Below are 12,820 nucleotides of genomic sequence, written 5' to 3' on the forward strand. Positions count from 1 at the left end.
CCTACAGCGTGACGGCTTTCAGTCCGTAGCGTGGCACGCCCTCTTCGACGTAGACACGTCGGGGGACGGCCCGGATACGGTCACCGACGGACGCACCGCCGGCGACCTGCATCGGCAGCGACACCTCGCCGTCTTCGTCGTCGATACCGAAGCGAACGATGGCAACGCCGAAGGCACCCTGTCGGGCCTGCTGTTCGGCGAACTCCGGCGGCGCGCCACCCTGTCCGATGGTCGTCGCGGCGTCGACGACGCCCTCCAGTTGCGGTTCGACCGTCTCGAACTCGACGAGCGACAGACAGTCGGGGCAGGCACCCTCCGGCGGGAAGGCGACCGCGGCACACTCCGGACAGAGTCCCGCCTCGTGGCGGTGTCGCTGTGGGAGGCTCCGACGCCACGTCGGAACCGGGACGTGTGCCGCGCCGCCGTCGGGTTTCTCGCCGACGATGTCGCCGCGTCGACGGAGGTACGCCGGGTAGTCGAGTTCCTGGTCGCCGTCCAGCGACGCCTCGACCGGCGCAGTTCCCTCGACGACGAACGCCGTCACGCCGGCGCCTGACCCCCACGCGACGGCGAGCGTTCGGTCGTGGCCTGCTCGGAAGGATTCTGCCAGCGATAGCGGGACGCTCGCGGCGGCGGTGTCGCCCAGCGAGGAAACCGTCTCGACCGCGGCGATGGCCTCGGTATCGAGACTCGTCCGGTAGGGGAGTTTCCCGTTCGGTGCCTGCAGCGCGATAGCTTCGGCGTCGGCGTCTTCGAGGGAACCGACGGCGGCCTCGATTGGCTCGGTGAAGGCGGCGCGGTCGTAGGTGCCGATATCGAGTCCCTCGACGTTCTCGCTGCCATGCTGTCGGAACCTCGTTCCCGGACGCACGTCGGCGTGAGCCGCCCGGTCGGTGACGACTGCCGGGGCGTCATCGCCGACGAGGAACGCTGCCGCACCTGCGCCGGCGGCGTGTTCGCGGCTGTCGTCCGGTTCGCCTTCCGGGCAGTCAGCGACGACGACGAGCACCGTGCCGTCGCCATCGATGGCTTCCAGTAATGCGTCGGCACCCGCACGTGTACTGCCAGCGTAGATACGGCGAACAGCGTCGGCCGGGACGTTCAGGTACGACCCCACGCGTGCGGTGAGGTCCTCCTCTTCCAGCGGTGGGGTCGTCGTCGCGACGGCGAGTCGGTCGACGGCCCCGCCGTCGGCGTCACCGGCCGACAGCGCCCGCCGTGCGGCCTGGACGCCCATCGTCAGGGCGTCCTCGTCGGCGTCGGGGACGGCCTTCGTCTCGACGCCCGGCGCATCGAAGCGCCCCCACGCCTCCTCGAAGGCCTCGGCTGTCACTCGGTTTTCGGGCGTGTACGCGCCGATAGCGAGGATACCGCGGCTCATGCGTCCACCTCCTCGGACGCTCGGTCTTCACGCTCGAAGACGTGGACTACCGCCGCGCCGCCGGAGCCGCCGACGTTGTGGGCTAACCCAACGGCCGGCTCGTCGAGTTGTCGCTCGCCGGCTCGTCCGGTCAACTGGTCGAACACCTCGACGACCTGTCCGGCACCCGTCGCGCCGATGGGGTGGCCCTTCGATTTCAGACCACCGGAGGTGTTGACGGGGAGTTCGCCGTCGATTCGGGTTGCCCCCGACTCGACGTAAGGGCCGGCCTCGCCACGCTCGCAGAAGCCCAAATCCTCGTAGGCCATGAGTTCCGCGATGGCGAAGCAGTCGTGAACCTCGGCGAAATCGAGGTCATCGGGACCGATGTCGGCCTCCTCGTAGGCGGATTCGGCGGCCTTCTCCGAGGCCGGCACCGAGTTGTAGGTGTCCCGCTGGAAGAGGCCGACGCGGTCGGAGGCGGCGCCGACGCCCGCCACGCGGACGGGTTCGTCGGTGTACTCGTCGACGACGTCCTCACTGACGATGAGTGCCGTCGCCGCGCCGTCGGTCGTCGGACAGCAGTGATACAGGTTCAGCGGTTCGGCGACATCCGGGGCGTTCACCGCGTCTTCGAGCGTGCAACTGAACCCGAGGTGGGCCTTCGGGTTCTTCGAGCCGTTTGCGTGGTTCTTCACCGCGACGTGGGAGAGTTGTTCTTTCGTCGTTCCGTGTTCGCGCATGTGAGCCGAGGCCATCTGGGCGTAGACGCCGGCGAACGTCGTCCCCGACATCCGCTCCCACTCAGTCTCTCCTGAGACGCCGAGCCAGTAGCGAACGGCGTCGCCCGAGAGGTCGGTCATCACCTCGACGCCCCCCGCGAGCGCCACGTCGGCCATTCCCGACCGAACCGCCATCACGGCCTGTCGGACGGCATACCCGGAGGCCGCACAGGCGTTTTCGACGCGGGTGACAGGCACGCCGTGGAGTCCGACGTGTTCGGTGACCGCCGGACCGGGCAACCCGAGTTGGCGGCCGCCGACACCGAGGGTTCCGACGTAAGCCTCGTCTATTTCGGCGGTGTCGATTCCGTGGTCGACTGAGTCTACCGTGTTCTCGACGGCGGTCTGGAACAGCGACCGATAACTCTCGTCGGGAAAGGAGCCGTACTTCGACTGGCCCGCCCCGACGACGTAGGCATCGCGCATACCCGTGGCTGGGATGGACTGGTCATAAACCCGACGACAACTGAACAGGGGTTGTCCGGGAGCCTTTGTTGGGTAACGTTCAGGGGTTGGCCGCCCCACGCTGTCGGTATGGAGACACGCCTTGGTGTCGACATCGGCGGCACCTTCACCGACCTCGTGACGATTGCCGACGGGTCGGTTCGCGTCGAGAAGGTGGCCTCGACGCCCGACGCCCCCGAGCGGGCGGTCGCGAACGGTCTCGAAACCATCGCGGACGCGGCCCCGCCGGCCGACATCGGCTTTTTCGCCCACGGAACGACCGTCGCGACCAACGCCGTCCTCGAAGGTGAGTTCGCCGAGACGGCGCTCGTCACGAACGAAGGGTTCCGCGACGCTCTCGAAATCGGCCGCCAGAACCGCCCCGACATCTACGACCTCCACGGGACGAAGCCCGACTCGGTGGTCCCCCGGCACCGACGCTACGGGATTCCGGGCCGCCTCGACGCCCGCGGCGAGGAACTCGAAGCGCTCGACGAGGACGCGGTCCGGGAACTCGCTGCCGACATCGACGCCGATAGCGTGGCCGTCTCGCTGCTGTTCGCCTTCGAGAACTCCACACACGAAGAGCGCGTCGCCGACATCCTGCGGGAGGCGGGCGTCGAGAGCGTCTCGCTGTCCTCGACCGTGTTGCCCGAAATCAGGGAGTACGAGCGCACCCTCGCCACGTCGCTTAACGCCGCGCTCCGGCCGGTGATGGACCGCTATCTCGGCCGTCTCGAAAGCGAACTCGACGATTTGGGCGTGACTGCACCCCTGCGCGTGATGGGTTCCAGCGGCGGCATCGTCGACGGCGAGACGGCCCGGACCCGACCGGTCGAGACGCTTCTGTCGGGGCCGGCCGCCGGCGTTCGTGGGGCCGCCCACGTCGCCGGGCGACTCGGCCACGAGAACCTCCTGACGATGGATATGGGCGGCACCTCCTGTGACGTGTCGCTTGTCGAGGGCGGCGACCCGGTCGTGACCCGGGACGTAGAGGTCGGACCGTATCCGGTCGCGGTGCCGATGGTCGACGTCCACACCGTCGGGTCCGGCGGGGGGTCACTCGCGTGGCTCGACGAGGGCGGCGCACTGCGCGTCGGTCCGAACTCCGCCGGCGCCGACCCCGGACCGGTTTGTTACGGACGCGGCGGCACCGACCCGACGGTCACCGATGCCCACTGCGTGTTGGGGCGCATCGACCCCGGTGCGTTCCTCGGCGATGTCGGCGGTGCCGTCGCGGCGGCCGATTCGGCCTTCGAACGACTCGGTGACCGCCTCGGTGTCGGCCGACGGGAGGCGGCGGCCGGCGTCATCGAGGTCGCCAACGCAAACTTGGCGCGTGCCCTCCGAGTGGTCAGCGTCGAGCGCGGCTACGACCCACGGGAGTTCGCCCTCGTGGCTTTCGGCGGTGCGGGACCGCTACACGCCACAGCGGTTGCCGCCGACGTGGGCGTCCCAGAGGTGCTCGTCCCGCGGGCCGCGGGCGTTCTCTCCGCGCTCGGACTGCTCGTCTCGGATTTGACCTACGACGATTCCGCGACCCGAATCCGCCCGTGGGACGACCTCGACGCCGAGACGCTGGAATCGACGCTCCGGGAGTTCGAACGCGTGGGAACGGAGCGGGTTCCCGACGGCCTCCCCGTGGAACACGAGCGCTACCTCGACGTGCGCTACGTCGGACAGTCTTTCGACCTGCGCGTTCCGGCCCCCGACGACATCGACGCTGCCGCACTCGATACGGTCGCAGCGCGGTTCCACGAGCGCCACGAAGCCCGCTACGGCCACGCGGCACGCGGTGAACCGCTGGAACTCGTGACCGTCCGCGTACGAACTCGTGGCGTCGTCGACCCGCCGGATATCGACCCGCCGACCGACGCAGGCACCGCAGACGACGCGGTTCGAGAGACTCGGACGGTACGCTTCGACGGCGACCGAGAGACGCCGGTGTACGACCGGGGGGAACTGCCGACCGAAACCGAACTGGAGGGGCCTGCCATCGTCGAGGGCGCCGAGAGTACGGTCGCCGTTCGCCCGGCGGATTCCCTGACGGTCGAGAGAGACGGCACGCTCCGGCTGGAGGTGGGCCGATGACAGACGAGGAGACGCCATCGGGGGAGACCGGAGTGGACCCGGTGACACTGGAGGTCGTCCGCAACGCCTGTGCCGCGGTCTGTGAGGAGATGAACGCCACGCTCGTCCGGACGAGTTACTCACCGAACATCAAAGAGCGAAAGGACTGCTCGTGTGCGCTGTTCGGCGCCGACGGAACGCTCGTCGCCCAAGCCGAGAACATGCCCGTCCACCTCGGGGCGATGCCCTTTTCCGTCGAAGCGGCGCTAGATGCGTTCCCCCCGGAGACGCTCGAACCGGGCGACGCCGTGCTGTTGAACGACCCCTACGACGGCGGCGCCCACCTGCCGGATTTGACGCTCGTGACGCCCGTGTATCACGACGGCGACCTCGCGGCGTTCACCGCCAACCGTGCCCACCACGCCGACATCGGCGGTGCGACGGCCGGCAGCGTCGGGTCGGATTCGACGGAAATCTATCAGGAGGGACTCCGCATCCCGCCGGTGAAACTCCGGGTCGGCGGCGAGGCCAACGACGCCGTTTACGACCTCATCGAGCGGAACGTCCGCACGCCGGAGGAGCGCCGCGGAGACCTCCGGGCACAGGTCGCGGCCAACGAGACGGGCGCAGAACGGTTCCGGGAACTCCTCGACCGCTACGGCCCGACAACGCTTGCGGACGCCCTCGCGGAGATAACTGATTACTCCGAGCGACGAATGCGCGGCGAACTCGCCGAGATCCCGGACGGAACGTATCGCTTCGAGGACCGACTCGACGGCGACGGCCGGGGCAACGAGGACCTCCCGGTCGTCGCGTCGGTGACCGTCGACGGCGAGTCGGTGACCGTCGACTTCGCGAGCACGGCCGACCAGACGCCCGGCCCGATAAACGCCGTGTTCGCGGTCACGGCGTCGGCGACGTACTACGCCGTCCGCGCCGTCACCGACCCGGATATCCCGCCCAACGAGGGCTGTTACCGCCCCATCGACATCCAGACGCCCGATGGCTCTATCGTCGACCCGGACCCGCCGGCGGCGGTGGTCGGCGGCAACCTCGAAACGTCCCAGCGGGTCACTGACGTGGTTTTGGGCGCCTTCGCCGAGGCGGTCCCCGAACGCGCCGCTGCGGCCGGACAGGGGACGATGAACAACGTCACCTTCGGCGGTACCGACCCTGACGGCGACTCGTTTGCGTTCTACGAAACCCAGGCCGGTGGCTTCGGCGCACACGCCGACGGCGACGGAATGGACGCCGTCCACGTCCACATGAGCAACACGCTCAACACGCCCGCGGAGGTGTTGGAGACGGCGTATCCGCTCCGCGTCCGTCGGTACGCCCTCCGACCGGACACCGGCGGCGCCGGCGAGTACCGCGGCGGTCTCGGCCTCCGACGCGACATCGAGGTCCTGACCGACGCGACCTGTAGCCTGCTGGCCGACCGCCAGCGGCACCCGCCATACGGACTCGTCGGTGGCGAGGGGGGTGCCTGCGGAGAGACGTACCTGCTGGCGGACGGCGAGCGGCGCCGCCTCCCGGAGAAATCGACACACGACCTCGCTGCTGGCGACACGGTTAGCCTTCGGACGCCCGGCGGCGGTGGCTACGGCGACCCGACGGACCGCCGGCGATCGGCGCTCGAACGGGATATCGAACTCGGGAAGGTGAGCCTCGACGCCGCCCGCGAAACCTACGGATACGACCCCTGAAAAACGAGCGTCGGTGCCGGCGGTGTCACTTCTTGCGTGCGAACCCGTGGGCGCCGTTTCGCCCCTTCGTCGTCCCGTTGACTTCCATGAACTCGGCGTTCTTCTGGGCGGTCGAGAGGTCGTGAGCGCCGGCGTACGAGAAGCCCGAGCGGATGCCGGCGACGAACTCCTCGAGATGCGGCGCGACCGGGCCGACGTACTCGGTGACGGCCTCGACGCCCTCGTCGGCATCGACATCGCCCTCCTTGTCGTCGCGGTCCTCGGCGGCCGCCGCCGTCGACATGCCACGGGAACGCTTGTACTGCTCGCCGTCGATTTCGACGGTTTCGCCCGGTGCTTCCGCACACCCGGCGAAGAACCCGCCCATCATCACGGCGTCGGCGCCCGCCAACAGCGCCTTGACGGCGTCGCCGGAGGTTCGGATACCCCCGTCGGCGATGGTCGTGACGCCGGCCTCGTCGGCCGCAGCAGCACACTGCTCGACGGCCGTGAACTGCGGCATCCCGAACCCAGTCACTTCGCGGGTGGTGCAGTGTGAGCCGGGGCCGACACCGACCTTCACGCAGTCGGCACCCGCCGCCGCGAGGTCGGCAACCGCCTCGCGGGTGACGACGTTGCCGGCACACAGCGGCGTCTCGGGGAACGTCTCGGCGAGGTCAGCCGTCGCCTCCAGCGCTCGGTCCATGTGGCCGTGAGCGACGTCGACGACGAGCATCGAGACGCCCGCCTCGACCAGCGCCCGTGCTCGCTCGAGGTGGGCCTCGGCGATGCCGACCGCGGCGGCGACTGGGTGGTCGTCGTCGGCCACCGACCGAACCATCGCGGCCTGTTCGTCGATTGGAAGGAACCGATGGACGACGCCCAGTCCGCCGGACTCGGCGACGGCGCGGGCCATTTCCGCCTCGGTGACGGTGTCCATCGCCGCCGTCGTTATCGGTAACTGCAGTTCGATGCCATCGGCCAACTCCGTCGATAGGTCGACCTCCGAGCGGCTGTCGACCGGCGACCGCTGTGGCACGAGCAACACGTCGTCGTACGAGAGTCCCGTTTCGTAGGGCATACGCAAACCTTCCAAGCGTATCAGATACGGCCGTATAAGCCCCGCGATTTCGGCAGCGTACGACCGTGGGCAGGGGCTGCACCACCGCCGAACGGTTTTGTTCCGCCGGGTTGTCAACTTCTACGATGGACGAATCCGACGGCGTGTCGACGATGCGGCTGTACGGTGCGACGGTTGCCCTCGTCTCGGGGCTGTACTCGGGCTATGTCGCGGTCACCGGGATGGCGATGACGCTCGGTGCGTGGTTCATGCTCGGGGTAGGAGTGGTCGTCTTCGCCCACGGCGTCGTCTTGCTCACGCCCGCGGCCGACAGCCTCGGAGACGCAAGTGGCCCGCTTATGCTCGTCTACGCCGCGTTGATGCTTTTGAATCAGCTCCGAATGCAGTTCGGCGGTGCCGCGGGGATGGTGAACGACGGGATGGGTGGCGGAATGGGGACCGGAATGAACTCCACTGCGACGATGGGTGCCGACCCCGGAATGGTCGCTATCGCCGCGTTGATGCTCGCAAGCGGCGTCATCATGACTGTCCGGAACGACGGGATGTGAGGGATGCAAGCGAGCCGGTCGTCCGCCGAACACAGCGTGCGTTGCGTAATTGCAAAACCTAAACCCCCGGCGGTCCCAGAGTCCGACAATGAACGGCAACCGCTTCGGTCGGCTCTTTCAGGTGACCACGTTCGGCGAGAGCCACGGCGACGCGATGGGCGTCACCGTCTCCGGCTGTCCCGCAGGCGTCGAGTTGGACGAGGAGGCCATCCAGTACGAACTCGACCGGCGAAAACCCGGGCAATCGAAGATTACCACCTCCCGCGGGGAACCCGACGAGGTGACGGTCAACTCCGGGACGCAGGACGGCTACACCACCGGCACCCCCATCGGCATGGTCATCCAGAACAAAGACGCCCGCTCCGGCAAGTACGAACCCTTCATCACCGCGCCACGGCCCTCCCACGGCGACTTCACCTACTCGGCGAAGTTCGGCACGCGCAACTGGGGCGGTGGCGGCCGGTCGTCGGCACGCGAAACCGTCAACTGGGTCGCCGCCGGGGCAGTCGCAAAACAGGTGCTCGAACAGTCCGAGCACGACGTGCGAATCAAAGCCCACGTCAACCAAATCGGCGACATCGAGGCGCCCGACATCACCTTCGAGGAGATGGTCGAACACTCCGAGGAGAACGAAGTTCGGTGTGGCCACCCCGAGACGGCCGAGCAGATGAGAGAGTGCATCGACGAGTACCAACAGGAGGGCGACTCCATCGGCGGCTCAATCGAGTTCGAAATCCGCGGCGTCCCCCGCGGTCTCGGTGGCCCCCGATTCGACGCCTTCGAGGCCCGCCTCGGACAGGCTATGCTGTCCGTCCCGGCAACGACGGGCTTCGAGTTCGGCCTCGGCCGGGAGGCCCGAACCTACACCGGGAAGGACAGAAACGACGAGTGGACCTTCTACGAGGGCGGCCGCGACGATGTCGTCGCCGAAGAGGGCGACCCCATCCCCGTCGAGAACGACCACGGCGGCCTGCAGGGCGGCATCACGACTGGCCTTCCCATCTACGGCGAAGTGACGCTGCACGCGCCGACCTCGATTCCCAAGGAGCAACAGACCGCCGACTGGGAGACCGAGGAAATCGTCGACGACGCACAGGTCATCGGCCGCCACGACCCCGTCCTCCCGCCGCGTGGCGTCCCCGTCGTTGAGGCAATGCTGTATCTCACCGTCTTGGACTTCATGCTGCTGGGCGGCCGCATCAACCCCGACCGACTCGACGGCCGCGCCGGCGAGTACGACACCGACTACCACCCTTCCAGTCCGCGCAACGAGTAACTGCGCTGGCGAGAGAATCGTTTTCTCGCTTCGCTTCGGCGACGGGCGTTTCCAAAGCGCCTATTTCGTCTCGTTGACAACAGCCGACGATGCGTCGACGCGACGTTCTGCGTGTCGCTGCCGGGGCTGGCGTGGCCTCTGCCGCTGGATGTACGCTCCCGGGCGGTGGCGAGGGCGTTTCCGCGACGGTGACTCACGTCTACGTTCTCAATCGGCGTTCGCAGGCGTACCCGTTCGAACTGGAAGTCGAGTACGGTGGCGACCGAATCCTCGACCGCTCACGCGACATCTCCAGCGCGGAATCGGACTCCCAGCCGGCGGCGCTAACGTTCGAGGACTTTCCCAAAGAGCGGGGGCAGTATCGGTTCGGGTTCCGAGTCGGGGACGGCGAGTGGCTTCGAACCGCTCCGACCGAGTTGAACGTCACCGAAGCCGGCGCCGGCTGTGTCCGAGTGACGTTCGTCATCAACCTCGACGACCGAGTGACGGCCTACGCCCGACAGCCGTGTGTCGAGGAGTAGGCTGAAAACACGAGCGGTGGGGCTGGGATTCGAACCCAGGAGGCCGTGAGGCCATCTGCTCTCAAGGCAGACGCAATAGTCCACTCTGCCACCCCACCGCGTTTCGTCCTATCGACGGACGGCCCTAAGCGTTGTCGGTCACCGGACGAGCGTCAAGCCGTCGTCGTCGGCTTCGACTGCGAGCTCCGAATCCGCAATCCACTCCGCAAGGTGCCGTGACACGATGCGGTCGGCCTTCCGGCGAGTTCGGACGGTCGTAATCGCTTCTGCGAGGTCGGCGCCGGTTTCGACGACCGGTTTACGTTCGAGGAAGTCGACCTCATATCCGGCGTCGAGTCCGCGGTCGGTGAGCGTCTCGACGGCGGGCGCAGCGAAGGCGTCGGCGTAGTCGATTGTCTCTTTGAACGCCGCGAAGTACACTCGGCCGCCCGGTGCGGGGCCGAGGACGACCTCGCTGCTGCGGAGTTTCATCGCCGACCCGTCGATTTCGGTGCGGGCGAGGAAGGCGGCCTCGGGGCGGGTGATGGCGACCGAGCCCTCGTCTTCGGTCTCAAGGAGGTGCGTCGCGGTGTTGCCCGCCCGTCCGGAGAACGACTCGCCGACCTGCACCTCGAAGCGAACGTCGTCGGCGTCTGGGTCGACGACGCCGTCGAGGAGGTCACGGATTTCGGCTTCGGCGTCTTCGGAGCGGTAGTTCACCAACAGCGGCCCGCCGCTTTTGTCGACGGCCGAGGCGACGTCTTTCGTCATCGCGGCGTAGAGGTCAGCCGCCTCGCTCTCTGAGAGCGGCGACGTTTCGACGAGTCGGTCGAGAACTTCGCCCGCTCGTGGCGGGTCAACGAGGACGGCGGTCGTGGTCATACCGACACCACTCGCGGGAAGGTCTTGAGTTTTATAATCCGGCGCTCGCAGTGTCGGGTATGGAATCGACGAAACCGCTGTCGTTTGTACTCGCCGCACTGGTCGCGCTGTTGGCCATCGGCGGAGTCGTAGAACTGCTTCGCTCGACGTTCACCAGTGAGTTCGCCGTCGCGGCTATCGCCACGATTGCACTCGTCGCCGTCGCCGTCATCGGGATGGTCGTCGTCGGTGCGCAGAACCGCCAATGGCTCAGCAACCCCGATTCTTACTGGTAGGCGTCTCTGGGTCAACGTTGGGTACGTCCGGCTGAGGCTGTCGAAAATACATGTATTACTGCTCGTTAGTGGGAACGACAGCCTTCGGAATAGAACTGCTTTCGCGGATTCGTATGATGGAACACGCCGTCCGGGCTGTGGGTGTGCACCTAGGCGTGGAGCGTCCATAGAAGTGGAATCGCCGGGTTACCAAGGTCGAGGATATCCCACTCGGGGTCGGCATAGTCGAACAACCCCGATGGGGGCTCCGTCTCGTAAGGGGCCGCCTTCGGTACGATGTATTCTACTGCCCCGAGAATGCGGTTCCCGTTGCTGGTCTCGCCGTACACCATCCCCTCTGGTCGGAGCTTTTCCGGCCTCCCGTCCATAACGAGGTCGAAATTCACGTAGTGATAACCCATCCCACAGACTGCCTGGTCTTCGCCTTCGTCCCCGTCTGCTTCCGCGTTGGCTGGGTTGTTGTACTCCGCCGTTGCCGAACGTACCTCGGCCAGTTCCCGGCTTACCCCGCCTCTGTGTGCCGCGACGGCCCCGCTCAGAGCAACACTGCTAACGGCACCCGCGCCGATTGTTTTTAACACTGTTCGCCGTTGAAACGGTCGATGTTCGGGGTCCATTGTTCCTCACGTTCCCTGCCTTCTCGGGCAGTGTGTTACACTCTATCACGCGAAATCTTAGTTAGTTCGTACTTATCGTCAGGAACCGAAAACTGCCGTTCACTCGGCCGATACGGTAGAAATCGCTTCTTTGCGCTACGTTTCCCAGTCGCTACCGAACAGTACGTGGTTCTTAAACGAGTACGGGATGGACCGCGAACAGCCCAGTTCCGAATCGCTGGGGTGGGGATTAAATTGAGATTACAGTTCGTCGGCGATTTCGTCAGCGTCGATGTCGGCCTCTTCGAGGGCCTCCTCGATGTCGACGTCGTCGGGGACGCCACCGCCGCCGCCCATGCCGCCCATCATGCCGCCCATGCCCATCCCCATGCCGCCGCCGTCGAGGATTTCCTGGATGAGGATGCGGTCGATGTCGGTGAGGTCGATGACCTGCTGGGCGATTTGCTGTTTCTGCATCATCCACTGCTGGTTCATCGAGAGCTGGGGCGTCGACTCGACGTAGAGGGTGCGCTTCTCGACGGTCTCGGTGACGGTCTCGGGTTCGGCATCCTCGTCGTCCTCTTCCGGCTCTTCGACGCGGGTCTCTTCGACCTCGTCGGTTTCGACCCACATCTCGAGGTCGAGGTCGAGGAACATGCCGAGCAGACCCTTGGCCTGTTCGAGGTCGCCGTCGACCTCTTCGAGGATTTCGTAGTCGTACTCGATGTCCTCGCCGGCCAGCGGGTGATTGAAGTCGACGCGTGCGCGGCCGCCGATGATGGTCTCGAGGACGCCCTGCTCGCCGTCAATCTGGATGCGAGCACCGGGGTAGCGGTCATCCTCGTCGATTTTGTCGGCCGAGACGGTGCGGACCTGCTCTTCGTCGTACTCGCCGAAGGCGTCCTCGCCGGCGACGACGACGCTTCCCTCGTCGCCGACCTCCTTGCCGCGGATGTCGTCTTCGACCTGCGGGAAGAGGTGGCCCTCACCGAGGACGATGACGCGCGGTTCGAAGGTGCCCTGGTCGGCGACGCCCTCCTCTTCTGCGACATCCTCGTCGGTCGTGTCGACGAGGTTGTCGTCTTCGACGGTGCGGGCGGTGTAGGCCAGTCGGATGAAGTCGCCGTCCTGCAGCCCTTCGGCTTCCACTTCGTCCTGCTCCTCGGTCTCGGTGTCTGTTACTTCTTCCTCGGCCGCTTCGGCCTCGGTGTCGGTCTCCTCGACCTCATCGGGTTCGTCGCTCATACTCGCTACGTCAGCCGTCGCACCCTTAACAATCACGTTTCCCGTCCGCCCGGAGCCGAGGCGCTTTAGTCGACGC

The 12,820-nt window shown here is 66.8% G+C and carries 12 protein-coding genes and 1 tRNA gene; 6 read left to right on the forward strand and 7 right to left on the reverse strand.

The window, feature by feature from the left end; translation table 11 throughout:
- Window position 1: 1 nt before the first annotated feature.
- The gene (locus NMP98_RS03430; RefSeq protein WP_254860158.1) at window positions 2-1,381 is read right to left on the reverse strand and encodes an ACP synthase; all 1,380 of its coding nucleotides are present in this window, start codon (window positions 1,379-1,381) and stop codon (window positions 2-4) included.
- Window positions 1,378-2,568, reverse strand: a complete 1,191-nt coding sequence (locus NMP98_RS03435; RefSeq protein WP_254860159.1) for a thiolase domain-containing protein — start codon at window positions 2,566-2,568, stop codon at window positions 1,378-1,380. The genes NMP98_RS03430 and NMP98_RS03435 overlap by 4 nt, the downstream gene beginning before the upstream one ends.
- Before the next feature lie 108 nt (window positions 2,569-2,676).
- Here NMP98_RS03435 and NMP98_RS03440 point away from each other — a divergent pair, with 108 nt between their 5' ends.
- Together NMP98_RS03440 and NMP98_RS03445 are read left to right on the forward strand one after the other, a co-directional pair.
- Complete coding sequence (locus NMP98_RS03440; RefSeq protein ID WP_254860160.1) at window positions 2,677-4,677, forward strand: hydantoinase/oxoprolinase family protein; 2,001 nt, start codon at window positions 2,677-2,679, stop codon at window positions 4,675-4,677.
- Window positions 4,674-6,362, forward strand: a complete 1,689-nt coding sequence (locus NMP98_RS03445; RefSeq protein WP_254860161.1) for a hydantoinase B/oxoprolinase family protein — start codon at window positions 4,674-4,676, stop codon at window positions 6,360-6,362. The genes NMP98_RS03440 and NMP98_RS03445 overlap by 4 nt, the downstream gene beginning before the upstream one ends.
- Before the next feature lie 25 nt (window positions 6,363-6,387).
- Here the strand turns inward: NMP98_RS03445 and NMP98_RS03450 are convergent, their stop codons facing one another.
- Window positions 6,388-7,422 (reverse strand): guanosine monophosphate reductase, encoded by a 1,035-nt coding sequence (locus NMP98_RS03450; protein ID WP_254860162.1) that lies wholly within the window; start codon window positions 7,420-7,422, stop codon window positions 6,388-6,390.
- Window positions 7,423-7,547: 125 nt separating this feature from the next.
- Between NMP98_RS03450 and NMP98_RS03455 the strand changes: the two genes are divergently transcribed.
- The 3 genes from NMP98_RS03455 (at window position 7,548) to NMP98_RS03465 (ending at window position 9,767) form a co-directional block, all read left to right on the forward strand.
- Window positions 7,548-7,970, forward strand: coding sequence for a hypothetical protein (locus NMP98_RS03455; RefSeq protein WP_254860163.1), 423 nt, complete (start codon window positions 7,548-7,550; stop codon window positions 7,968-7,970).
- A gap of 88 nt (window positions 7,971-8,058) precedes the next feature.
- Window positions 8,059-9,246 carry a chorismate synthase gene (aroC, locus tag NMP98_RS03460; protein WP_254860164.1) on the forward strand — a complete coding sequence of 396 codons (1,188 nt, stop codon included), beginning with the start codon at window positions 8,059-8,061 and terminating at the stop codon, window positions 9,244-9,246.
- Window positions 9,247-9,335: 89 nt separating this feature from the next.
- Complete coding sequence (locus tag NMP98_RS03465) at window positions 9,336-9,767, forward strand: hypothetical protein (RefSeq protein WP_254860165.1); 432 nt, start codon at window positions 9,336-9,338, stop codon at window positions 9,765-9,767.
- A gap of 14 nt (window positions 9,768-9,781) precedes the next feature.
- Here the strand turns inward: NMP98_RS03465 and NMP98_RS03470 are convergent.
- Both NMP98_RS03470 and NMP98_RS03475 read right to left on the reverse strand, forming a co-directional pair.
- Window positions 9,782-9,865: transfer RNA gene (locus NMP98_RS03470), tRNA-Ser, on the reverse strand.
- Window positions 9,866-9,905: 40 nt separating this feature from the next.
- Window positions 9,906-10,628 (reverse strand): hypothetical protein, encoded by a 723-nt coding sequence (locus tag NMP98_RS03475; protein WP_254860166.1) that lies wholly within the window; start codon window positions 10,626-10,628, stop codon window positions 9,906-9,908.
- 59 nt (window positions 10,629-10,687) lie between these two features.
- On the opposite strand from NMP98_RS03475, the gene NMP98_RS03480 reads away from it, so the two are divergent.
- Window positions 10,688-10,903: a hypothetical protein gene (locus tag NMP98_RS03480; protein ID WP_254860167.1), complete on the forward strand. Its 216-nt coding sequence runs from the start codon at window positions 10,688-10,690 to the stop codon at window positions 10,901-10,903.
- Window positions 10,904-11,052: 149 nt separating this feature from the next.
- On the opposite strand, the gene NMP98_RS03485 is transcribed toward NMP98_RS03480, so the two are convergent.
- Window positions 11,053-11,520 (reverse strand): hypothetical protein, encoded by a 468-nt coding sequence (locus NMP98_RS03485; protein WP_254860168.1) that lies wholly within the window; start codon window positions 11,518-11,520, stop codon window positions 11,053-11,055.
- Window positions 11,521-11,760: 240 nt separating this feature from the next.
- The gene (locus NMP98_RS03490; RefSeq protein WP_254860169.1) at window positions 11,761-12,744 is read right to left on the reverse strand and encodes an FKBP-type peptidyl-prolyl cis-trans isomerase; all 984 of its coding nucleotides are present in this window, start codon (window positions 12,742-12,744) and stop codon (window positions 11,761-11,763) included.
- Window positions 12,745-12,820: the final 76 nt, after the last annotated feature.

This window comes from Natronomonas gomsonensis, assembly GCF_024300825.1.
GTDB lineage: Archaea > Halobacteriota > Halobacteria > Halobacteriales > Haloarculaceae > Natronomonas > Natronomonas gomsonensis.

Coding starts and splice junctions, on each gene's coding strand:
- NMP98_RS03455 (WP_254860163.1), top strand. CDS start 7,548: ATGGACGAATCCGACGGCGTGTCGACGATGCGGCTGTACGGTGCGACG.
- NMP98_RS03485 (WP_254860168.1), bottom strand. CDS start 11,520: ATGGACCCCGAACATCGACCGTTTCAACGGCGAACAGTGTTAAAAACA.
- NMP98_RS03450 (WP_254860162.1), bottom strand. CDS start 7,422: ATGCCCTACGAAACGGGACTCTCGTACGACGACGTGTTGCTCGTGCCA.
- NMP98_RS03480 (WP_254860167.1), top strand. CDS start 10,688: ATGGAATCGACGAAACCGCTGTCGTTTGTACTCGCCGCACTGGTCGCG.
- NMP98_RS03430 (WP_254860158.1), bottom strand. CDS start 1,381: ATGAGCCGCGGTATCCTCGCTATCGGCGCGTACACGCCCGAAAACCGA.
- aroC (WP_254860164.1), top strand. CDS start 8,059: ATGAACGGCAACCGCTTCGGTCGGCTCTTTCAGGTGACCACGTTCGGC.
- NMP98_RS03445 (WP_254860161.1), top strand. CDS start 4,674: ATGACAGACGAGGAGACGCCATCGGGGGAGACCGGAGTGGACCCGGTG.
- NMP98_RS03435 (WP_254860159.1), bottom strand. CDS start 2,568: ATGCGCGATGCCTACGTCGTCGGGGCGGGCCAGTCGAAGTACGGCTCC.
- NMP98_RS03490 (WP_254860169.1), bottom strand. CDS start 12,744: ATGAGCGACGAACCCGATGAGGTCGAGGAGACCGACACCGAGGCCGAA.
- NMP98_RS03475 (WP_254860166.1), bottom strand. CDS start 10,628: ATGACCACGACCGCCGTCCTCGTTGACCCGCCACGAGCGGGCGAAGTT.
- NMP98_RS03440 (WP_254860160.1), top strand. CDS start 2,677: ATGGAGACACGCCTTGGTGTCGACATCGGCGGCACCTTCACCGACCTC.
- NMP98_RS03465 (WP_254860165.1), top strand. CDS start 9,336: ATGCGTCGACGCGACGTTCTGCGTGTCGCTGCCGGGGCTGGCGTGGCC.